Source organism: Paenibacillus sp. FSL P4-0176 (assembly GCF_037975265.1).
In the GTDB taxonomy this organism is placed as follows: Bacteria; Bacillota; Bacilli; order Paenibacillales; family Paenibacillaceae; genus Paenibacillus; species Paenibacillus amylolyticus.
In genome coordinates this window covers 754184-776940 of the sequence record NZ_CP150242.1, presented here as the reverse complement: position 1 = coordinate 776940, position 22757 = coordinate 754184, and the positions used below count along the sequence as shown (strand labels likewise).

The window sequence follows — 22757 nt, the reverse complement described above, 5'->3', positions numbered from 1 at the left end:
AGAGTGACCATAATCGTATTCTGGCAAATCCGTCCTTCCGACCCACACTTACAGTCAACAACTATTCCTGTGCTTGCTCTCCAAAGAACATCTCATCTGCAAGGGCAGTCTGAATGCGTGATTCTTCCTCAGTCAATTTGCGGATGAGTTGCATCTCCACCTCAGTTACCTCTTGCCCCTGGAAGTTGATCTCCGCAATGGAAACCACGATCTTGACGATGGCTACAGCCACGTTATCCGGTGTGTATGCAATCACTTTCTGGCCGGTAGGAAATACCCGGAAGCCCTGTTTGACCATTTTGCCGCGTCCGTATTCAAGCAGTTCGAACAGCTCCTGCTCATTCTTGAACTTGCATACGGAATTGAATTCAGTCTGAAATCCCATGCATATCCCTCCTGATCTTGTGGTCGCAGGCTACGCCTGTACGCCGTTCTCGTAATTCAGTGCCTGCTTGCGGTTGTAACGCTCCAGTGCCAGTTCAATCATGCGATCCAGCAGTTCGGCATACGATACACCTGTCTCACGCCAAAGAAGTGGATACATGCTGTATGGTGTGAAACCAGGCATGGTGTTGACTTCATTAATAAGCAAAGCGCCGTCATTTTTCCGAATGAAGAAGTCGGCACGTGAAATACCGTTACCTTCAATCGCACGGAACGCCTGCAAAGCTGCCTCGCGAATGCGATCTGCGGCCTCTGGGTCCAGTGGAGCTGGAATCAGCATCTGTGATTGACCATCAATATACTTAGCTGCATAGTCATAATACTCACCGGAGGATACGATCTCACCTGGAACGGAAGCCATGGGCTCGTCATTGCCGAGGACGCTGACTTCAACCTCGCGTGCTTCAACGAACTCCTCAATGACAACCTTCGTGTCATACCGAAGTGCAAACTCGACAGCTGTCTTCAACTCATCGCGGTTACGTGCTTTGGAGATGCCTACACTGGAGCCCAGATTTGCCGGTTTGATAAAACAAGGATACCCCAGCTGATCTTCGACCTGTACGATCATTTCGTGCTCTGTCTGCTTCCATTGTGTCGCGTTAAAATACGTAAAGGCACATTGGTCAATGCCAGCCTGTGCAAACAGCTTTTTCATGACCACTTTGTCCATGCCGCCAGCAGAAGCCAGTACACCTGCACCTACATATGGCATATCCGCCATCTCAAACATGCCCTGAATGGTACCATCCTCTCCAAACGTACCATGCAGCAGAGGGAACATCACGTCCAGCGCTTCTGCTCCGCCATACAAACGGCCAAACAGGGCGTTCAGTGCATCCTGCGTTCCACCCGCCGATTGCTCCAGCTTCAAGTCTTCAATCTGCGCGAACGGCGCATGCATGACAGGTCCTTTTTTCCACGTACCCTGCTTGGAGATATAAAAAGGAACCAGTTCATACTTTTTATAATCAAATGCGTTTGTTACAGCAAACGCCGTTTGCAGCGACACCTCATGCTCGCCCGATTTTCCGCCGTACACGACGCCTACTTTTAATTTATCCATACTCATGTGTACCCTCCGATTATCTGTGCCTGATGCTGTCATGCTTGCATGCTCAGCACCCTTGTTATTCTGCTTGCATTATCTGGTCTTATTTTACACGGAACTGGATGTCTGCGTCACCGCATCCCGAAAATCTTTCGTCATCAAAACTCATCTGCAATATGAAAAAGCCGGTATACCGTCCGCTCCGTCCAAGCGTAAGAATCCCGGTAATCCCAAAAGCGGTGACGGCTGCTAACCGTATGTGCGTTAACAAGCGGCATACCGCCTGCATCAAACGCGGTCACAACGGTGCTGTGCTGAAATCGTCCATCTCCATCCCAATCGTAGAGAATAACATCGCCGAGCATCAGCTGCTCAGGACGCTCCACTTCTGTCGCGGTCAGCCCCCAGCTGCTGCCTGACAAATAACGCTCCAGACTGTTGGAAACTGCCCAACTGTAACTCCACATTTCGGAGCCATTCACATACCCTTTATACCACCAGCCAGCTTCTCTTCTACCAGTATAGTGGATGGGTGCGCCCCCTGCAAAGAGACATTGGGACACGTAATTGGTACAATCCACATCAAATTCTTCAAATGCCGGATTCCCCGCATTCCACCACCGATCTGCATAGGCAACTGCCAGATCTCTGCGATATGACTGTTGCCGTGAGCTTCTTCCTTGACCCAACACTTCCCGATTCAGCAGCGGCCGATTCATCGCCTGTACAAAATCAGCTTGTTGAAACGGACGCCCTTCCCCAGCAGGGCGACGCTCCGGCACTTCTCGCTCGACCCGCCCAATGATCCATCCACCACTCTGCCGCAGAAAGGTTAACCGCTCCCGCTCAATCCGGTCCTCCCGGTGGGTGATCCCGCTCTTCTCGTAGAACAGTCTGCTGTACAATTGTACATCCACCACCGCTTCTTCCTGGCCATCCATAAGCGTGCGCACAAGCTTGGCGCTGGTCTCGCTGCGAAGAGGCACGGCGCGCCGCTTACGATACCATTCGTCCAGTCTTGCCATACGCTCTCCCCGTTCCACCACGAAGTCAGGATCGGTAACGATCCGTTCGCTGGTCTGTGGACGGTAGTCGATCTCACAGCGATTGTACTGGTTCACGTAAGTATATAAGGCACTCTTCCATTCCCGTTCCAAGCCTGTGTCCCCCTTTGGCATGAGTTCTGTCTGGAATATTTCATTGCATATATAAACTCCTACTATTCATATGAAAGGGTCTTCGGTTGTATGTACACGGCTCAGGAGGGAGATCCGAAATTCGGCAAATACAGGTACACAAGATATCTTATTCCTGCTCGCTTCACGAAAACGCCTTCATCGGTCCAAAAGCTTGCTTGATCAGGCAAAAAGACCTTTACGTACGGAGGTGAAAACGGTATACTTAAAACTAAAGTTATGATTATGAAATTACGTTTCATCTGATGAAACTAACGAACAAGAACACGGAACGATGAAGGCCTGTTCTTCACCTAAATGAACGTTTTCTTCATCTCACCGACACATCCCAAGGAGGTACATGTATGTCAGCAAAGAATCATTTCTCCGCCGCTCGCAGTCTTGAGGTTGGAGGCAAGTCTTACCGCTACTACAGTCTCGATGCTCTTCAGGAAAACGGCCACGGCGATCTTTCCAGGCTTCCTTTCTCCATTAAAGTGTTGCTTGAAGCAGCAATTCGTCAATTCGACGGACGTGCTATCACCGAAGAACACGTAAAACAACTGACCGGCTGGGCAGATGGCCGTGACAATAACAAGGAAATTCCATTCATCCCTGCACGTATCGTTCTGCAGGATTTCACCGGTGTACCGGTTGTCGTTGACCTCGCTGCAATGCGTGATACTGTGAAAAAAGCAGGTGGCGATCCAAAACAGATCAACCCGCTCGTACCCGTCGATCTCGTTATCGACCACTCCGTTATGGTTGATGCTTTTGGTACCAACGATGCACTTGATTACAATATCAAAGTTGAGTTTGAGCGTAATGAAGAGCGTTACCGCTTCTTGCGTTGGGCGCAAACGGCATTCAACAACTTCCGTGCAGTTCCACCATCCACAGGGATCGTTCACCAGGTTAACCTGGAGTATCTGGCTTCCGTGGCAGCAACAAAAACCGTGGACGGCGAAACCGTTGTATTCCCGGATTCCCTCGTAGGTACAGACTCCCACACCACCATGATCAACGGACTTGGTGTTGTTGGTTGGGGTGTTGGTGGTATTGAGGCTGAAGCAGGTATGCTGGGCCAACCGCTTTATTTTGTAACACCGGACGTTATCGGTTTCAAACTGACAGGCAGCCTGAGTGAAGGCGCAACAGCAACGGATCTGGCACTGACCGTTACCCAATTGCTTCGTAAAAAAGGCGTTGTTGGTAAATTCGTAGAGTTCTACGGACCAGGTCTTGCCAACATCGGTCTGGCTGACCGTGCAACAGTAGCCAACATGGCACCAGAATATGGCGCAACGATCGGTTTCTTCCCTGTTGATAGTGAAACGTTGAACTATCTGCGTAACACTGGCCGTCCTGACGAGCAGGTAGAATTGGTTGAAGCTTATTACAAAGCTCAAGGCATGTTCCGTACTTCAAGCACCGTTGATCCTGAATTCACAGATGTGATTGAACTGGATCTCGGCTCTGTTGTACCAAGTCTTGCAGGACCAAAACGTCCACAGGATCGCATCGAGCTGACACAAATGAAAGAAAGCTTCAACAGCATCATTCGCACACCTGTAGATAAAGGCGGCTACGGTCTGAGCGATGAGAAAATCGAACAATCCGTACCTGTGAAGCACCCGGACGGTTCCAACAGTGAACTGAAGGCAGGCGCTGTTGTGATCGCGGCGATCACAAGTTGTACGAACACTTCGAATCCAAGTGTTATGGTTGGAGCGGGACTACTGGCGAAAAAAGCAGTTGAGCGCGGCCTGACCAAACCAGGATATGTGAAAAGCAGTCTGACACCAGGTTCCCTTGTTGTTACCGAGTACCTGGAAAAAGCAGGCCTGATCACGTATCTCGACAAACTCGGATTCAACGTTGCCGGCTACGGTTGTGCAACATGTATCGGTAACTCCGGCCCACTGCCGGACGAAGTGAGCGAAGCTATTGCTGAGAACGATATGACCGTAGCGGCTGTATTATCCGGTAACCGTAACTTCGAAGGCCGTGTGCATGCACAGGTTAAAGCCAACTACCTGGCATCACCACCACTCGTTGTGGCATATGCACTTGCGGGTACAGTAAATATTGACTTTGAAACCGATCCAATCGGTTATGATACGAACAATGAGCCTGTATTCCTGAAAGACCTCTGGCCTACCTCTGAGGAAATCAAGGATACCATCGCAAGTTCCCTGAACGCTCAGATGTTCCGCAACAAGTACGAGAATGTGTTTACAGCCAATGAGCGTTGGAATTCAATCTCTGTACCGGAAGGTGAATTGTACGAGTGGGATCCGAACTCCACGTACATTCAGAATCCTCCGTTCTTCCAAGAGCTTGGCGACAAGTTGAACGATATCGCAGATATCCGTTCTGCACGTGTCATGGCATTGCTTGCGGATTCCGTAACAACGGATCACATCTCGCCAGCAGGTAATATTGCACCATCCAGCCCGGCTGGACTGTACCTGAAAGAACATGGCGTAGAGCGCAAAGACTTCAACTCCTACGGTTCACGCCGTGGTAACCATGAAGTGATGATGCGTGGTACGTTTGCCAACATTCGTATTCGTAACCAGGTAGCTCCTGGTACAGAAGGCGGTATCACGAAGTACCTGCCAACGGACGAGGAAATGTCCATCTACGATGCTTCCATGAAGTATCAGGATGAAGGACAGAACCTGATCGTTATCGCTGGTAAAGAGTATGGTACAGGAAGCTCTCGTGACTGGGCGGCAAAAGGAACATTCCTGCTCGGCGTCAAAGCCGTTATCGCAGAAAGCTTCGAGCGTATTCACCGTAGTAACTTGGTCGGCATGGGCGTAATGCCATTGCAATTCCAGGAAGGTCACGGCTGGTCCAGCCTTGGTCTGAACGGACGTGAAACGTATGACATTACCGGCCTCAGCAATGATGTGAAACCAGGACAAGAGTTGAAAGTAACCGTAACTCGTGAAGACGGTACACAGTTCGAATTCCCTGTTATCGCTCGTCTGGACAGCATGGTTGACGTGGATTACTACCATAACGGCGGTATCCTGCAAACTGTATTGCGTCAAATGATGAAAAAAGCTTAATTACATGAATCATTAATGTGATGAAGTTATACAGAAAAGCTCCCTGCCACGTGCAATCAGCACGTGGCGGGGAGCTTTTTTTTGCTTTGTTTTTTATACTCGGGATATATTTAAAAATCATTCCTCAGCCTAACTTCCTTCTAATGCCCAATGTGATGTGTGGCTTGATCTAACAGTTGAATCGTGCCCATGATCAGAAACAAACACGACAGAGCAATTAACGAGCCTCCAACCCATCTAGACATGATCACTCGCTCCGCAATCTGTTTTTCCGAAGCATCCGTTACCTTGTGTGGATACACGAGAAATATTAGCCCTGCGCTAATGAACAGTACAGCCATTATAATCAAGTTGTTCCCCTCCTTACACGTGACTTTCCTTAGAATTTAACTTTTTCGTCGTCACGCGGGATTCTCCTCCCACCAACACCTTTTTCATACCCATAGCCATAGTGAAAACAATATATCCAATGAAGCCGCCGAGTGTATTAAGCATCAGATCATCCACATCAAATATGCCCATGCCGGTCACTAACTGTGTCACTTCATAGCCCAGACTGAGCAGCAGAGACAGTAAGAGTACCTTTACTCCAGAGAATAACTTGTTGCCCGTCAACACAGGGATGAAGATGCCCAGTGGAATAAAGGCCAATATATTGCCTACCAGATGGATTGCTGTACCCGGACGATGTAACGACAGACTGTTCCAGTCTCGTGAGATTTCCTGAAATGGTGTCAGGTTGACGGTTCGGTTATGGACCAGATCCGGTTGTTGCAAGAACGCCATCAGTCGATCCTTCACGATGCCAAAATCGACCAGGCTTCCTTTAAACAGGATCAGCTTCGTCAGTAGATATACATAGATAATGAAAACGGCAATCCAAAGGATGTAATGTTTGCTTTTCTTCTGGTTGTTGTGCTTCATGCTGCTCCTCCTCCTTTGTGTTGCCCTGTTATTTCTTTACGGTGACAATGACGCCATCCATGTTATCACCCGATATTTCAGTTTGGCCTTGCTCAGGTATGTAAACAGTTGTATCTCGGGTGGCCCGATAATAGCGGATATGATACTGCTCACCCTCTACTTCCACAGTAATGTTCTCTTTCTCTTTAAGCATATCGAGATACTCTTCCAGCACCAGATTATTCTTATACATGACAGCACTGTGCGGCAGCCCTACATATCGAAAGTGCCATGGTTCATACTGAATACCCGTGATGCGCACTTTATCCTTTGGGTAACGTAAAATAAATCCGTATTTCCATGCATTCTTCTCCAGCCATGCACCCTCTGGTGCTTCATTCATGGCAGCCAAGCTCGAGCCGATATCCAGTGATAAACCAAGATTATGCTCACTGTGTCCCGCAGGAAGTGCATAATCTGAACCCTTTTCCCGATATAACTCGTCCTGCTTCGCAAAGTCCCTGTACCCGCTGCTGACGAGAAAATATCTGACTCCCTCTTCGCCTGCTGCTTCAACCATCCTCTGAAACTCCTGAGCCACCTGTCGTGATAACATGATTTTCTGATCCAGTATCCCATATCCACGAAGCAGATCATCCTCATGTGCCACATATACAATATCGGATTTAACTCCTTCCGGGTGAACGGGGTATTGCTTATCAACTAGTAACAAGTTGCCCTTATGTACCTGATCCTGAATGTTTCCGGTGACGGATACGGTATAACCTGCGGGATTTTCACGCGTATTCTGAATCTCGATGGGCAACTCATCCTTCTGCTGAATCCATCCCGGTGATTGCGTAACGATATATCCGATCAAAATGATACATATCAAAAAGCCCCACTTTTTCATGCTTGTTCCTCCTTTTACCTCATACATCAAGGATAGACAACACAAGTTAAAGAAAAAGCAGGGCAATTTTAAAGTTTTTCTTAAATTTGACGTCAACCTTATTGGAAGACGGGCAAACGAACCTCGAATAACGTCCGTACCACGTCGCTCTGAGCCGAGATCGTACCGTCATGCTGCTCCACAATATTACGAGCGATAAACAGTCCAAGGCCTGTCCCACCCTCCTGAGGGGTTCTGGCACGATCTCCGGTGTAATACATATCGAAGATATGTGGCAATTCTTCCGGACGAATATGTCCACCATAGTTAATCACCTGAATGATGACCTGTTCTGCATCCCGATATCCATTAATATCTACGTACATGCCATCCTTGCCATGCCGTGCAGCGTTAATTAGCAGATTCTCGAACACACGAGCCAGCAGCTCGCCATCACCGGAGACCGTAAGGTCAGTGTCTATTTTTAGTCGGGCGACTAGTTGGTTCTTTTCAAATACAGGATAGAGTTCTTCGTTCATCTGCTTCAGCAGTTCGCTAAGATCCAGCTGTGTCTTGTTTATAGGCAACATGCCATAATTCATACGGGTAATTTCGAACAAATCATCAATCAGCTTCTCCAGCCGCTGTGATTTGGTGAATGCAATCGACGTAAAGTGCCTAACCTGCTCCTCTGTCAACTGATCATCCTTCATGAGCAGATCCAAATATCCAAGCACAGACGTCAGCGGTGTTCGCAGGTCATGCGCCAGATTGACAACAAGCTGGTCCTTACTATTTTCAGCAAAATCCCCTCGTTCTACCGCTTCCCTTAGCTTCTCACTTGCCAAATTCACATCCTCCGCAATCGTACCTAACTCGTCCTTCGAGGAGATCTGCACACGATGCTGAAAGTCACCGTTGGCCAAATGCCTGATCCCTGTAGAAATGTCCTTGAAATACGTCGCGTAGGGCTTGGTAAACCAGAAGAAAAATAGAATGGCCAGTGGAATAAATAAGATCAGGAAGAAATAGATATCCCCGATACTTCTCATAAAATGACGATATTCAGCAAGCTGATCTTCTGCACGGACACCCGAATAATAGGCTTGCATAAGCTTGTAAATCCCATAGGTAATTGCACCAGAGGCAAGCATGCTTAACCCTAGCAACATAATCATGGTTGTACGAAAACTTCTTCGTTTAGTCATTAAACGTGTACCCCACACCCCAGATGGTTTTGATAAACTTGTTCTTGTTCACATCTTCCCCCAGCTTTTTGCGCAGGGTCCGAATGTGGACCATCACGGTATTCCCACTCTCGTAATAGGCTTCTCCCCAGACCTGTTCAAAAATATTTTCTGCACTGAACACCTGCTTGGGGTGGCTCGCGAGCAGATACAAAATGTCAAACTCCTTCGGTGTTAGTTCCACTGGTTTGCCGTAGAGTGTAACGCGATGTTGATCTGGCGTGATGATGAGCCCACCTTTCTCCAGAATGGACCTCTGCACAGGCGCAGACTGGCTGAATTGGAGTGAACGACGTAACTGGGAGTTAACCCGGGCAACAAGCTCCATCGGATTAAACGGTTTGGTCATATAATCGTCCGCGCCCATCACAAGTCCCGTAATTTTGTCCATATCTGACGTTTTGGCACTTAGGAAAATGATCGGTAAATGATGCTGTTCCCGAATTTTACGGGTCACCTCATACCCGTCCATGCCAGGCATCATAATGTCCAGAATCGCCAAATCTATCGCTTGGGTCTGAACAGCTTGAACCGCCGCCTTCCCATCAAAGGCCTTGATGGTGTGATATCCTTCTTTTTGTAAATGTAAAGCAACCAGATCAGCGATCTCAACTTCATCGTCTGCGATCAGAATCGTAATTCGCTTCATTGCTTATTCCACTCCTATGTGTGATGCTCAACAATATAACATATTTGAATCCAACAGATAAACCAATGAAAGGAATCCATACATATGAAACTGGAGCGTTTATTAGCCATCGTGGTGTTGCTAATCAATCGTGGACGGGTACAAGCCAAAGACTTGGCAGATATGTTCGAAGTATCGATCCGGACCATCTATCGGGACATCGATACATTGGGTCAAGCAGGTATCCCTGTAGTGACGTATCAGGGGGCAAGCGGCGGGATTGGTCTGGCTGAAGGCTACCGGCTGGATCGAAACGTATTAACAGACAAGGACCTCGCCTCCATCGTCACTGCACTGCGCAGTGTATCCACTTCCCATGCTAATGCGGCGCGTGAGCTTCTGGTCGAAAAACTCAGCAGTATCGTACCTGAATCCAAAAATGACGATTTTCAGGCCAATACCAATCGATTCATCGTGGATTACTCAACCTGGACGCATCCCGAAGCGCTGAAAATAAAGCTTGAACTTATCGAACAGGGTATGGATCAATTACGCCCCGTAACCTTTACCTACTGCAGTGCGGAAGGTATCCATACTCACCGAACTGCCGACCCTCATACCATCGTACTCAAGAAGCATTCCTGGTATCTGTATGCTTTTTGTCACGAGCGGAATCAATTTCGCATGTTCAAGCTTGTGCGCATGCAAGATGTTACACTTGCTAATGAGCACTTCGAGCGTAAAGTCATTAACCCACAGGACAGACCCTGGCAACAGGAATGGAGCCGTCCGGACAATCAAGCTAGGTTAACCTTGAAATTCCATGCTCGCGTCCGTCATATTGCGGAAGAATGGTTTGGGATCGAGAACGTCATGCCTGATGGGACTGGGTATTATATCAGCGAGGTTGCTTTTCCCGAGGATGGCTGGTTATATGGGTTCATTCTGGGCTTCGGCGCGGACGTTGAAGTATTGGAACCTCAGCATATTCGGGATGAAATCTGCCGTATCGCGGAGCAAATTGTACAAAATTATATACCTCCGACTCAAACCTGACAGACAGCTGTCCAGTTCCTACCCGTATACTTCAGATATATTCAATCTGTACATATATGAGGAGGAACTAATCATGAACGTTACTGTATGTCAAAGCTGCGGAATGCCGCTCACAACCCCTGCCCAATTCGGAACGGAAGCAGATGGAAGCACAACCCGTGAGTACTGTATTTATTGTTACAAAGAGAGCAAGTTTGAGCAGCCCGGTATGTCACTAGAAGGCATGACGGAGATGTGCACTGCCATTCTGAAGGACGAAGGCATGGATGAGGAATCCGCTCGTTCGATGCTGCGTAACCAGCTTCCTTTTTTGAAGCGTTGGCGCACGAATACAACGGATCAACACACAGAATCTCTGGCTGAAAACTCTACTGCTTCCGCTAATCCTGGTCAGGTAACAACAGAGCATTCGTTCTCTGCCCAGCCCGTTCGTTATGTCACGCTCCCTGGCAAACGTCTTGCCGGCGTATCCGCCCGCACAACCAACGCCATTGAGATCAGTGGCAAAGGTTGTATTCAGGGACTCTGGAACAATTATTTTGCCTCAGAGCACCTCCCTGCACCTGAAGTTGTTCGCTATGGTTGTTACACGGATTACACCGATGGGATAACCGGAGAATACACCATACTGGTAGGGCATGAGGTCAGTCCGAACGAATCGTTGCCTGAGGGATTGGACGACATTTTACTCCCTCCTGCAACTTACGCCATATTCACTTCCAGAAAAGGACCGATGGCAGAGGTTGTTGGCGAAGCTTGGGGAGCCGTGTGGGCATGGGATAAACAAAGCGATCGTACGTTCACCGGGGATTTTGAATTATATGATGAACGCAGCCTGAATCCCGAAAGTGTACAAGTGGATATATACATCGCTGTTCGCCAAAGTAGATAAAACCAACACGATACCACCTCAGACAGAATCAAAGTTTCATCGCATCCTTCTTCATATCAAGCAAGCTGCCGGGTTCGCTCGGCAGTTTTTTTGTTATATCCGGAACTACATTATCCCCTAAACAACCCGACCATGGTACCAAGTTAGTTAGCATGCTTTGCATCATTTAACCAGATAATATGCCTCATATGCGGGTACCATTGACTTCCTTAAAATTGGGACTATTCACATAACAACCGATTCGATCCTCCCATATCAAACCTTTCATATTAGGTCCTTTACTCCTGAATTTCCCTAAAAACGTTTACATCTCCTTAAAACCGGGTAAAATCACTACAATCCAATTGGAATTACGCTTTAAACTCTTTTATTTCGTCTAACAAGTCACATGTACCTATATGCGCACCTGGCATGGTAACCAGTCGAAATACATAATCCAAAAAAACGCATCAAAGGAGGAACCAAGATGATCCGCATGCCTATTCAGCAAATGATCCCGTACCATCACCAATATCCGCGCAACACGGCGACCACTGCTCCTAAAAAGGAGAATGAGAACACTCAAGGTCTATCCTTTCATGAAATTCTGCAACAAAAAATGGCGAAGAAAAATGCTTCTCCTTCCCTTAGATAAAAATGGACACCGGACCGACCCTAGTTGAGTCAGGTTATCAACCGTCTTTCCGCAGCTTGGCGGAAGGGCGGTTATTGGCGTTGAGCCATAAACGACTGTACAGTTCTCAGGCATGTTTCTATAATGGTTTAAATATCTAAAAGATCCATGACATATACGAACTGTTAAAGGGGACTTAGCACATGACCACCATTGGTTGTTTTCACGCTCATTATTCCAACATCGCCTTAATTGAAGAGACGCTTGCTCCTTATGAAGTTGAATTGGTCCATTACGTCGATCCAGGTCTGGACCGTCTTAAACATGACGCTGACTTTTCCGAGGTCATTATTCACGAGAAGGTAGCCCAGACGCTCCAATGGATCGCTGAGTGTCATGCCGATGCCATTCTGGTCACCTGCACCCTGTTTGCGACAGTACTGGAGCAGGAAGCCATACAGGTCCCTGTGCCTGTGATCGGCATAGATGATCCGTTATTGCAGGAGATGCGGCGAGTACCAGGAGATTACATAATATCATTCACCAACCCGGCAACTATTGAAGGAACGATGGCACGGTTGAATCAGGCATTACAGCAAGAGGATGAGAATGGGCAACTACACGTTGCCAAGACCTCTCAGACGGAAGCGGTGTGCATCCCTGGGACATTTGAGTTGATTATGCGTGGAGATCAGCAAGGGTATCTCGAAGCGGTACGAAAAGGCTTACAGCAGATTGCTGAGCAGTACCCGGGTAAAGCGGTAGTGGCGGCCCAACTGTCTATGGCTCCCGCTGCTGCACAGGTTACAATAGATCGCGGTATTCCAATCCATAGCCCGCTGGCATTGCTTGCAACGTATTTGGAGAAGGATTTGGGCTTGGCTCGACAGTAGCTGCATCAAACAATTAATTGATACAAATTGGATGTGCTCCTGTGATCTAGTTAAGAGTTAGTATAATAAATATAAGTATGTTTAATTTATTATTTACATAAATACATATTAATCCTAATTTATAAAATAATAATTAAATATACATAATTTAGGTATACAAACCTAGGGTTATATGATAAATTTATATTGTTATAATTTAACAAATTACTCAGAGGGTGAGGTTTTACATTGAAATTATTGCGTTTATCGAAGTTACTGTTGGTTTGCTGTCTATGCCTATTACTTATTCCTACCAGTGCTTTCGCTTCTGCAGAGAATAAAACTGTGAAATTGGATATAACTTTATTAAAGCAGGGTATTCCTTATGAAGTAATAGAATCCTGGAGCCCTGAGTTTAAGAAAAGTCTTTCGAAAGAAGATGGATCAATTGAAGTAGTGGCTCATGAAAAAGCCTCAGCACCTGAATTCAACGGAGAGGTTGGACCACTTGGAAATATCAAGGATGATCAATTTGACTATTATATAACCATAGTTCGAACTGATAATGTTAATAATCGTGAGCGGTTTATGGTTGCATTAACAGGAAAGTGGAAATCAATGCCTTTTTGGCGCTTATCTGATGCTTATGGCGCTTCTTTTGATAAAGAAATTTGGAGAACAGTTCCAGGTTCTGGGTATTATGAAGATAAAGTCAAGTATAGCGGAAACTCTACGTTTACAACTTTAGGAAGTGGACGTAATTTCTCATATACTGGTGAGAATGGTGTTGGATTCAATGCTGATCTCAAAGGGGGCATTATTATAACAGAACAGGTTGCCTCTGCCGTCTTTACAATAGAACATAAAAAGCAAGGAAATCAAAGTGGTCTATCTCAAATACAATCCAATTACTACCACATTAAAGGTACGGGCAGTGTAGGATTGAGTTTTGGAGCTCTAGAGGTTAGCTTCTCAGGCTCTGCTGATAATGATTCCAGAGGTACACTTAAAAATTTTAATTATTAATAAAGTCTTTGTTAAATATGTTTATGTAATATAAGGTAGAATAAATTTAAATTAACAAAAGAGAACGATATAAAAATCGTTCTCTTTTACACATTTCACTCAAAAAGAGAGGTGAATAAATTAATGCGATTTTTATATATTCTTATCTTGTTCCTAGTCGGTATGGGTTCTTCCGCACTTCTACATGCTAGTAATCTTAAACTTTCTGATGGCGTGCTGTTTGTCATCGCAGGTATCCTATTTCAGATTTGGCGTAAGTTGGATTGAATCCAAGAGTTACGGTGAAGCGGGTTTGGCCTTGTCCAAACATTAATCAATATTTATAATTTAAAGCTTCAAAAAACCTTCATCACTTGGCTCCCTTAGGAACGTGTTCGATATTCCTCGGCCTTTTCCTGCATCCCGGCAGCTACAGCCTCATTCTCGGACAATCCTTTGTCCGCCGCAAAGGCACGAATGTCCTGCGTGATGCGCATACTACAGAACTTCGGTCCGCACATGGAGCAGAAATGAGCTTCTTTGGCCCCTTCTGCTGGCAGCGTCTCATCATGGTAGGATAGCGCACGTTCCGGGTCCAGTGACAGGTTGAACTGGTCACGCCAACGGAACTCGAACCGCGCTTTGGACAATGCGTCATCGCGGCGCTGGGCACGTGGATGTCCCTTCGCCAGATCGGCGGCGTGGGCCGCGATCTTGTAGGCGATGACCCCTTCCCGCACATCATCCTTGTTGGGCAGGCCCAAATGTTCTTTTGGCGTAACATAACAGAGCATCGACGTGCCGAACCAGCCAATCATGGCTGCCCCAATGGCGGATGTGATGTGATCATATCCTGGCGCAATGTCGGTCGTTAGCGGCCCAAGTGTGTAGAACGGTGCTTCTTTACAGATCTCCATCTGCAAGTCCACATTCTCCTTGATCTTATGCATCGGCACATGACCCGGGCCTTCGATCATCACCTGCACATCATGCTTCCATGCGATCTGCGTCAGTTCCCCAAGCGTGGCCAGTTCCGCCATCTGAGCTTCGTCATTCGCATCGTAGATACTGCCTGGACGAAGTCCATCTCCCAGCGAAAACGCTACATCATACCCTTTCATAATCTCGCAGATTTCTTCAAAATGGGTATACAAAAAATTCTCCTGATGATGCGCCAGACACCATGCTGCCATAATGGAACCGCCCCGAGACACAATGCCTGTCATTCGCTTGGCGGTCATGGGGATATAACGCAGCAATACACCTGCATGAATCGTAAAGTAGTCCACGCCCTGCTCTGCCTGCTCTATGAGTGTGTCACGGTACAACTCCCAAGTCAGCGCTTCCGCTTCGCCATTCACCTTTTCCAGCGCCTGATACAGCGGCACCGTACCAATCGGCACAGGTGAATTACGGATAATCCATTCCCGGGTGGTATGAATGTTTTTGCCTGTGGACAGATCCATTACGGTATCTGATCCCCATCGTACTGCCCAAGTCATCTTCTCGACCTCTTCCTCAATGGAGGAAGATACGGCAGAGTTACCTATGTTGGCATTGATCTTCACATGAAAATGACGACCAATCAACATCGGCTCACTCTCCGGGTGATTGATGTTGGATGGCAGAATGGCCCGTCCACTCGCCAGCTCCTGTCTTACAAATTCCGGTTCCACGCCTTCACGAATAGCGGCGAACTCCATCTCTGCCGTAATGACTCCCTGCCTCGCATAATGCATCTGAGTCACACAGCGTCCTGTCTGTGCTCGCAGCGGTTTGCCTCGTAATCCAGGGTACTCTTCGGCTCCAGCTCTCTTTCCTCCGGGCTTCAGTCCGTTATCCTCCGGTTTAACCGTACGGCCTTGATAAGCTTCAACATCGCCACGCTCTGTGATCCAACGGGTGCGCAGGGCTGGCAAACCTGCGCGGATATCCGCATGAAATGCGGGATCGGTCATCGGGCCGCTCGTATCGTAGACACGCAACGGTTCGTTATGCTCCACCCCTTGGGGAGTATTCGTGTCATGAAGGGCTATCTCACGCTCCGGTACAGCAATGTCCGGCCGTGAGCCCTGAATGTAGACTTTGCGGCTGCCCGGAAAGGGCTGGACCCGTCCGGCCGCCCCTGTTTCTTTTTCCACCTGCTGACCGTTATGTTCCTGTTCCATCGCTTGTTGTCCCGTTTGATTTCCTGTACTCATGTTCACTTGTCTCCTCCTCAGTGTTCGTCGCTTGTTTGGTTGGTTTCATCATTAGCTCGCTTACGTACCTGTCCCAAATCATGCGCAATGCAGAGAAGAAAGAGCGATCCTACACCAGACCAGGGGAGACACTTTTCATGTACAGTTAACAACAGACGGAGGCTGCCACAGATCATCGATCTATAAGACTTCCCTCCTCATCCAAGCCCACTTCCGCAGGTTATCGAAAAAGAAGCCCATAAAATCCGCGCTATATCGCCCGTTCCCTGTATATAAAAAAGCCGGTCCCCGAAGGAACCGACTTTTATGTCCATCACCAATAATGCACCTTTATGCAGCTCCTTAACGGAGCCCTACAAGGGTCACATCATGTGGTGGTTGTGGTCATATCGCCGATTACTTCCCTACGCTGGTATGATCCAGATCAGGTGCAAAGGGTCCGGAATCTCATGCGATTCCGTCTCAGTCCGGACAATTCGGACTCCCCCAGTAACGTTAATTAGTTGCAGCTTACATAAGCCGCCGTTCATATTCAATGAAGCTGGCCCCGCTGGGCCGTCCATTACAGAGTAGCGCAACCGGAACATAAAAACAACCTTTATATTCCAAATGATCAAACTCTATTGGAGAAAAAACTTACATCAACATCAGGATAACATGAGCCCCATTTGCGTAGCAGCATCCTTCAACACAGGTGCGTATTCATGCAATGTCTCCTGCGAAAGTCGGCTGACAGGTCCTGAGACCGAGAGGGCAGCTGCAATATTGCCTCTGCGATCCATAATCGGTACAGATACCGCGGCAGCTCCCGGCTCACGTTCCTCGTAACTTGTGGCATATCCGTTATCCCGGATATCTCCCATCTGCGCTAAATACACCGCGGGATCAATAAACACCGGCCATTCCGGCCCGTTCATCAGTTCTTCACGATCCTCGTCCGTGGCAAACGCCATCAGGACTTTGCTGGAAGCCCCCACAGACAGCGGGAGTCTAACACCAACGGGAGCAACTCGGCGGATCGCCTGATCACTTTGCACCGCCTGAATACGAATCCGTTCACTCCCATCACGCAGGTACAGACTCACGGTCTCCCCCAATCGATCTCTCAGTCGCTCCATCGCAGGCAGCAGCAGAATAGCGGGATCATCACTGCGGGACATATGAGCTGACAGCTCCCAGATTCGGATGCCAAGTCGGTACTTCTCTGTTGCTGCATCGCGGATCACGAACCCTCGATCCTCCAGCGTAGCCATCAAACGGTGCACTGTACTTTTGTGCAGGCCAATCTGGCTGGCAATTTCGGTGAGTCCCAGATCACTGCGTGTGGTAAAACATAATAATATATCCAGCGCCCGTTCCACAGCCCGGACGGTTAACTTGCGATCTTCCATGGCATAATGCCCTCCTCATGTTTCATCACATGAAACTTGGTTACATAAATTATATGAGAAACGGTCTCATCTGTAAACCAAAAAGAGCCAAAATCAAAATAGGACAACCTGAAAATTTTTCCTTTTTATAAGACTTAATCCCCTGTAATTTACACACTAAGGTAATGTTACCCATATATCTTAAGAACTATATAACAATTGCGTAACAAATGCCCTCAATCAATTGACTTTGACTATATTGGAACATACGATAAAGATATATTACATTAAGATATCGCTCTGAAGCAGGCTCTGAAATCGACGCAATTCTCTTTTCATGTCGTTGTTATCTTCAACTGAACTTCAAAGGAGGGGCATTCATGTATCAATCATCCCAGAGCGAAGCCCCGCTGCAAACAAAAGTGTCCGATCTGCCCTCTTCCCTATCACCGAGGCTGATTCGGTTCAAACATATTATCGTAGCGTTGCTGCTCTCCGTTGTATTTTTTCTACTGTTTTGTTTTATCGCATTGCATGGTTATATCGCATGGGTATTATCCAATCCTACTGTAGCGCCGGTCTTCTCCAATCCAATGCAGGCCAAGAACATGAAGTACGAAGACATCACGTTCCCGGCAGCAGATGGCAGCCGGACGATGCAGGGATGGTATATACCTGCTGACAATGCTGCAAGCAAAACGATTATTTTCAGTCACGGCTATGGTGCCAATCGTGAAGAAACATGGGTACCCATGTATGACCTGGCACACTATGCCCATCAACTTGGGTTTAACGTGGTCATGTTCGATTATGGCTTCGCCTCACAGGTGAACAAAGCTGTAGCCACAGGTGGCAAAGCTGAGTCACAGCAATTGCTCGGTGCGATCCAGTTCGCCAAGCAGCGCGGTGCGCAGGAACTGGTTGTCTGGGGTTTCTCCATGGGTGCCGGTACGGCGCTTCAAACCGGACTGATTACGCAGGAAGTAGATGCGATGATTCTGGACAGTGCGTTCCTGCTGGAGCCAGATACGCTGTACCACAATATTCACAACCAGATCGATCTCCCGCGTCAGCCTACACTGGAGATCATGAAACTGTTGTTCCCTGTTCTGAATGGTACCGGATTACAACAGATTCCATACCAGGAAGTGAAAAAGGAAGATTATCCGTTCCCGATTTTCTTCATCCATGGTACAGAGGACGAGAAGGCGCCTTATCCAATTGCGGAGCAACTCGCCGCCAACCAGACCAATCCGTACTCCGATGTATGGATTGTCCAGGATGCGCATCATGAGTTGATCTTCCGGGAGCATCCAAAGGAATATCTGCGCCGTGTCTCAACTTTCCTGAGTCATGTAACGAAAACAAGCAGTGACGATGTGCAAAACACGAATAATGGAGAATAACCAAATTTCAATCACCGAACTTTTCGTTGATTCCAGAGCCCTCAGGGGCTCTTTTTTTTGCACTCATAGGACAACAAGCTCGCGGAATATACTCTTGGGACGCATGAACAGACGGTCTGCATGCAATGTATTTCATCTGAAGGAGGTTCAACAAAGATGAACTGGTATGGATATGGTCACCTGCTGCCTCTGCGGACATTGGAGGAAATCCGTTTCTGGAAAGAACAGGAGAAAGAACATACACTCGTCATTCGTGCCCTGGTTCCTGATCTGGAGCCCCCATACGTCAAGCTACTGGAGGAATGGGAGGTTACCTTTGCAAACAGTGAGCGAGTAGCCAATCAGCTTTTAAAACAACTATTGCCCGCAACCCATCCACCTGCTCCCTACATGGTTCGTTGTATCGATCAACTTGTGGCGGCAGCTCGTAAGCAATCGAGGGAGTTCATCAAACAGCTGTATGTTCTTCTGGAGCAAAGTGCTGCTGTGCAAGCTGTTCCGCTTGCCAAAGTACTCATTCTGCATTTTATCCGCGAATCGGAGTATTTTCTGGGCGTTTTGGATACGCTTGGCCAACCGGGCATCTTGCGTGAAACGGATTCGGAGCCATCACTTTTTCTGGAAAATGCGTTGCATACGTCAGAGTCAGGAAGCGTCCATCGCCAAGCTTCAGAAGCTCCAACTTCTCCAGAGGGAAATATAAATGCACCTGCGGCTTCAGCTCAGATCCAATCCGCAACCATTCAAACGCCTTCTACCGGAACAACACAAGCCACACCCAGCTCTACAGCACCTCCTGTAAAAGAAAAGCCGGTTCCCATTGGAGGACACACACTGCCTCCTCTCCCCTATGCGTACAATGCGCTGGAGCCACATATTGATGAGCTGACGATGCGTATCCATCATGACAAACACCATCAATCTTATGTGGATGGACTAAATGTAGCAGAGAAAAAGCTGGCGGAATCGCGAAAAAAGAATAACTTTGAACTCATCAAACATTGGGAACGTGAACTTGCCTTCAACGGGGCAGGCCACTACCTGCATACGATATTCTGGACAATTATGAACCCTGCTGGCGGTGGCAAACCTTCCGGTATGCTGGCAGAACAGATCAAACGAGATTTCGGAAGTTATGAAGCGTTTAAGAATCAATTCACAGAAGCCGCGAACAAGGTGGAAGGCAGTGGCTGGGCGATGCTTGTCTGGAGCCCGAGAGCACATCGTTTGGAGATTTTACAGGCGGAAAAACACCAGAACCTGTCCCAGTCCGATATCGTACCACTCCTGCCACTGGATGTGTGGGAACATGCCTACTATCTGAAACATCAGAATGAACGCAAAAAGTATATCGAGGATTGGTGGAACGTTGTCTACTGGCCCGCTGTGGCCGAGCGTTACGAAACGGCACGCAAGTTGTTGTGGCCGCCTTATTAAGCTTGGGGTTAGATGGTTTAGAGAAAAAAGAGATATCTCCAGCCGAATGACTGAACGATATCTCTTTTGGTGTATACAAAAAAGCAAGCCTCCGGTAAAAAGAGACTTGCTTGTATTTTGAGAGACTTCCTATTTCTAAATGTTCACTTAAGAAGCACAGCCCTCGCACGCCACATAGTTGTCGCCAACCTGTTTGCTAATGGAGATCAGATCGCCCAGCTTGATATCAGACTCATCTGTAAACTCCAGATCGGCTATACGTGCAACGATCAGTGCAGCAGCCTCTTCCTTGCTTGTTGCCATTTGGCTGAACTCGGATTTTTCGCCTGTTGATACAACCTCATATAAATACGTATATCTCAATGTGTCCATCCTAACACTCTCCTTCCGAAATCACATCATATCATCTCTATTAACCAATTCCAAGCCCTAGTAAAAAGTGTTAATCGTAACGCAGCTTCATCTGCTCAGCTGTCAGGCGTACTTCTTCAGAGCCAACGCTAAGCACCCTGCTGGTCTCCGCCTGCGGATAGCGATCGCGCAGTGTTCGAACCAAAGCCGCAGTATATGCCGCAGCTGAAGGTACACCTGCCAATTCTTTCAGACTTGCCATCGTGCCAGGCTGAACATCGGGATATCCTTCACTCGCCCCGCCTGCTGCATGCTGATAGAATTGTCGCACATCTGCTGCCAATTGATCACCCTGACCGTCCACGATGATAAAAGCCGTAATGATATACGCCTTTGCCTGCCTGCGCTGGGCAATACCACAGAATTTCAATCCACCTACACTGACATCATAATCTCCCGGGCAAAAAGCACCCTGAACCTCACCTGTCTGCGCCTGATTCGACCACGGCGTTAGCGACTCGGCAATAATCGAAGCCATCTCCCGGAAATCATCATGAATATTGATGGCATGTCCGGGATTAGGCAGAATCAGCGACACATTAACTACCCCTGGGTTCAAGGGTACTGCCGCTCCACCGGAAGGCCGAACACAGACCGCTGTCCCTTGGCTTCTAATCTGTTCCATCGCTTCTACAGCCTGTGGCAACCTGCGGTCACGCAGACCCGCTACAAAGGCATCTGGGTGTCTCCATATATGTGCAACAGGTAGATGCCCTGCCCCAACCCGCCTGCACATAACTTCTTCCCAAGCAAAAGCTTCGAGTACACTACTACCTTGTCGCATGAGTGGTGTCTCCCAGATTTGCAGACGCAATGAAGCCTGTTGATCTGCCTGTAGTCCCTTTTCCGGCTGAACCGGTTGATCTGAATGGGAAGGTACACTCATCGTTCCATTACCTCCGGCTTAACGAATTCATATGTATTCAGTATATAGGAGTGACAACGCATATATAAATAAGCCGGTTCCCAGGGAACACGGCTTATTTATATCACATCCTGTGGTTTAGAAACTGCTGCTTCCAAAACCAAAGGAACTTACTCATCCGGCTTGTCCAGCGAGTGGACATACCTGATCTTAATCTTTTACCAAAGACAAGAACTCCGCACGTTGTGCCGGATTCTCACGGAAAGAACCACGTACAGCAGACGTTACCGTCTTGCTTCCCGGTTTCTTCACGCCGCGGGAACACATACACAAGTGCTCGCCTTCCACAACGACCATAACTCCATGAGGTTCAACGGCCTCTGTCAAAATGTCAGCGATCTGTGATGTAATACGTTCCTGAACTTGAAGGCGACGTGTTACTGCTTCGACCAGACGAGCCATTTTGCTCAGACCAACGATCTTGCCGCTCGGTACATACCCAATGTGCACCTTGCCGAAGAACGGCGCCATGTGGTGCTCACACTGACTGTAGTAGACAATATCCTTGACGATAACCAGTTCTTCATGATTCTCGTCAAACGTGACACCGAGCACATCGCGCGGGTCTACTTCATATCCGCCAAAAATTTCTTCATACATTCGGGTCACACGTGCAGGCGTTTCAAGCAGCCCTTCACGTGTACTATCTTCTCCGATCAATTTCAGGATCTGCTCTACATGATACTCGATCTTCTCCCGATTGTCGGATACTTTTGAATTCAAATAATCTTTAACGCCAGCCACTGCCAAACGCCTCCTTTCGAACCACAATAAGGTAAGCAGTTATTCACTTCACTGCTATTATTTTCGGCGGCCCGAACTTTTACGCGCAGGATGCTGTTGCGGCTGAGGCATTTTCGCTCCTGGCTGCTGATTCTTCATCATCTGCTGGGCACGCTGCATTTGCTTGCCATTCAGGTTGTAGCCCATTTGCTTCGCCATTTTCTGAAGCATGTCCGGATTGCTTTGCATTTTCTCAAGTTGTTTACGCAAGTAGAACACCCCGATGAAAAATCCCCCGACCAGACCAACAATCAATGTAATAATCGGTATAACAATATCCATCTCTTAGACACCTCTGTATGCATTCTAAAAAGCCTGATAATCCGTGTCACTTCATGATGTTCGACACACATGTTGCAAACCTGA

General features: G+C 47.7%; 22 protein-coding genes and 1 riboswitch. Of the genes, 8 read left to right on the top strand and 14 right to left on the bottom strand.

The features are described 5' to 3' along the window. Nucleotides 1-61 precede the first annotated feature (61 nt). The 3 genes from MKY95_RS03630 to MKY95_RS03620 all read right to left on the bottom strand — a co-directional run bounded on the left by MKY95_RS03630 (nucleotide 62) and on the right by MKY95_RS03620 (nucleotide 2673). Nucleotides 62-385 carry a hypothetical protein gene (locus tag MKY95_RS03630; protein WP_036614107.1) on the bottom strand — a complete coding sequence of 108 codons (324 nt, stop codon included), beginning with the start codon at nucleotides 383-385 and terminating at the stop codon, nucleotides 62-64. A gap of 30 nt (nucleotides 386-415) precedes the next feature. Next, nucleotides 416-1516 (bottom strand): D-alanine--D-alanine ligase, encoded by a 1101-nt coding sequence (locus MKY95_RS03625; RefSeq protein WP_076320201.1) that lies wholly within the window; start codon nucleotides 1514-1516, stop codon nucleotides 416-418. 137 nt (nucleotides 1517-1653) lie between these two features. After that, nucleotides 1654-2673 (bottom strand): amidase domain-containing protein, encoded by a 1020-nt coding sequence (locus tag MKY95_RS03620; protein WP_047841417.1) that lies wholly within the window; start codon nucleotides 2671-2673, stop codon nucleotides 1654-1656. Nucleotides 2674-3035: 362 nt separating this feature from the next. Between MKY95_RS03620 and acnA the strand changes: the two genes are divergently transcribed. Next, a complete protein-coding gene (gene acnA / locus MKY95_RS03615; RefSeq protein ID WP_036614112.1) occupies nucleotides 3036-5750 on the top strand; it encodes an aconitate hydratase AcnA in 2715 nt (904 codons plus the stop codon). A 140-nt stretch (nucleotides 5751-5890) separates the two neighbouring features. On the opposite strand, the gene MKY95_RS03610 is transcribed toward acnA, so the two are convergent. From MKY95_RS03610 to MKY95_RS03590, 5 genes are all read right to left on the bottom strand, one after another. Next, complete coding sequence (locus tag MKY95_RS03610) at nucleotides 5891-6100, bottom strand: hypothetical protein (RefSeq protein ID WP_076320202.1); 210 nt, start codon at nucleotides 6098-6100, stop codon at nucleotides 5891-5893. A 13-nt stretch (nucleotides 6101-6113) separates the two neighbouring features. After that, nucleotides 6114-6674, bottom strand: a complete 561-nt coding sequence (locus MKY95_RS03605; protein ID WP_076320203.1) for a VanZ family protein — start codon at nucleotides 6672-6674, stop codon at nucleotides 6114-6116. 28 nt (nucleotides 6675-6702) lie between these two features. After that, entirely contained in the window at nucleotides 6703-7566 is an 864-nt protein-coding gene (locus MKY95_RS03600) for a M15 family metallopeptidase (protein WP_076320204.1), read from the bottom strand. A gap of 98 nt (nucleotides 7567-7664) precedes the next feature. Further along, nucleotides 7665-8753, bottom strand: coding sequence for a HAMP domain-containing sensor histidine kinase (locus MKY95_RS03595; protein WP_036614119.1), 1089 nt, complete (start codon nucleotides 8751-8753; stop codon nucleotides 7665-7667). Beyond that, complete coding sequence (locus MKY95_RS03590) at nucleotides 8746-9441, bottom strand: response regulator transcription factor (protein WP_036614121.1); 696 nt, start codon at nucleotides 9439-9441, stop codon at nucleotides 8746-8748. Before MKY95_RS03590 ends, MKY95_RS03595 begins: the two co-directional genes overlap by 8 nt. Nucleotides 9442-9525: 84 nt before the next feature. Here MKY95_RS03590 and MKY95_RS03585 point away from each other — a divergent pair, with 84 nt between their 5' ends. The 5 genes from MKY95_RS03585 (at nucleotide 9526) to MKY95_RS03565 (ending at nucleotide 13879) form a co-directional block, all read left to right on the top strand. Further along, entirely contained in the window at nucleotides 9526-10476 is a 951-nt protein-coding gene (locus tag MKY95_RS03585; RefSeq protein ID WP_036668223.1) for a YafY family protein, read from the top strand. A 73-nt stretch (nucleotides 10477-10549) separates the two neighbouring features. Further along, the gene (locus MKY95_RS03580; protein WP_076320205.1) at nucleotides 10550-11368 is read left to right on the top strand and encodes a zinc ribbon domain-containing protein; all 819 of its coding nucleotides are present in this window, start codon (nucleotides 10550-10552) and stop codon (nucleotides 11366-11368) included. Nucleotides 11369-11834: 466 nt separating this feature from the next. After that, nucleotides 11835-12002, top strand: coding sequence for a hypothetical protein (locus tag MKY95_RS03575; RefSeq protein WP_017690769.1), 168 nt, complete (start codon nucleotides 11835-11837; stop codon nucleotides 12000-12002). A 182-nt stretch (nucleotides 12003-12184) separates the two neighbouring features. After that, nucleotides 12185-12874, top strand: a complete 690-nt coding sequence (locus MKY95_RS03570) for a hypothetical protein (protein WP_076320206.1) — start codon at nucleotides 12185-12187, stop codon at nucleotides 12872-12874. Nucleotides 12875-13102: 228 nt separating this feature from the next. Next, nucleotides 13103-13879 (top strand): hypothetical protein, encoded by a 777-nt coding sequence (locus tag MKY95_RS03565; protein WP_101315048.1) that lies wholly within the window; start codon nucleotides 13103-13105, stop codon nucleotides 13877-13879. A 362-nt stretch (nucleotides 13880-14241) separates the two neighbouring features. Here the strand turns inward: MKY95_RS03565 and thiC are convergent, their stop codons facing one another. Together thiC and MKY95_RS03555 are read right to left on the bottom strand one after the other, a co-directional pair. Further along, nucleotides 14242-16026, bottom strand: a complete 1785-nt coding sequence (gene thiC, locus MKY95_RS03560; RefSeq protein ID WP_339199899.1) for a phosphomethylpyrimidine synthase ThiC — start codon at nucleotides 16024-16026, stop codon at nucleotides 14242-14244. A gap of 417 nt (nucleotides 16027-16443) precedes the next feature. Then, nucleotides 16444-16557: riboswitch (TPP riboswitch) on the bottom strand. Nucleotides 16558-16706: 149 nt separating this feature from the next. Beyond that, nucleotides 16707-17450: an IclR family transcriptional regulator gene (locus tag MKY95_RS03555; RefSeq protein ID WP_017690772.1), complete on the bottom strand. Its 744-nt coding sequence runs from the start codon at nucleotides 17448-17450 to the stop codon at nucleotides 16707-16709. A gap of 359 nt (nucleotides 17451-17809) precedes the next feature. Between MKY95_RS03555 and MKY95_RS03550 the strand changes: the two genes are divergently transcribed. Then, complete coding sequence (locus MKY95_RS03550; RefSeq protein ID WP_339196905.1) at nucleotides 17810-18835, top strand: alpha/beta hydrolase; 1026 nt, start codon at nucleotides 17810-17812, stop codon at nucleotides 18833-18835. 156 nt (nucleotides 18836-18991) lie between these two features. Beyond that, nucleotides 18992-20272 (top strand): Fe-Mn family superoxide dismutase, encoded by a 1281-nt coding sequence (locus tag MKY95_RS03545; protein WP_036668226.1) that lies wholly within the window; start codon nucleotides 18992-18994, stop codon nucleotides 20270-20272. A gap of 147 nt (nucleotides 20273-20419) precedes the next feature. Here MKY95_RS03545 and MKY95_RS03540 read toward each other — a convergent pair whose 3' ends face one another. The 4 genes from MKY95_RS03540 to MKY95_RS03525 all read right to left on the bottom strand — a co-directional run bounded on the left by MKY95_RS03540 (nucleotide 20420) and on the right by MKY95_RS03525 (nucleotide 22673). Next, the gene (locus tag MKY95_RS03540) at nucleotides 20420-20644 is read right to left on the bottom strand and encodes a hypothetical protein (RefSeq protein WP_036614132.1); all 225 of its coding nucleotides are present in this window, start codon (nucleotides 20642-20644) and stop codon (nucleotides 20420-20422) included. A gap of 70 nt (nucleotides 20645-20714) precedes the next feature. Next, on the bottom strand, nucleotides 20715-21569 hold the full coding sequence (locus MKY95_RS03535; protein WP_036668228.1) for a lipoate--protein ligase: 855 nt from the start codon (nucleotides 21567-21569) through the stop codon (nucleotides 20715-20717). Nucleotides 21570-21758: 189 nt separating this feature from the next. After that, nucleotides 21759-22352: a GTP cyclohydrolase I FolE gene (gene folE / locus MKY95_RS03530; RefSeq protein WP_036668229.1), complete on the bottom strand. Its 594-nt coding sequence runs from the start codon at nucleotides 22350-22352 to the stop codon at nucleotides 21759-21761. 57 nt (nucleotides 22353-22409) lie between these two features. After that, nucleotides 22410-22673 carry a YneF family protein gene (locus MKY95_RS03525; RefSeq protein ID WP_017690778.1) on the bottom strand — a complete coding sequence of 88 codons (264 nt, stop codon included), beginning with the start codon at nucleotides 22671-22673 and terminating at the stop codon, nucleotides 22410-22412. Between the last annotated feature and the right edge of the window lie 84 nt (nucleotides 22674-22757).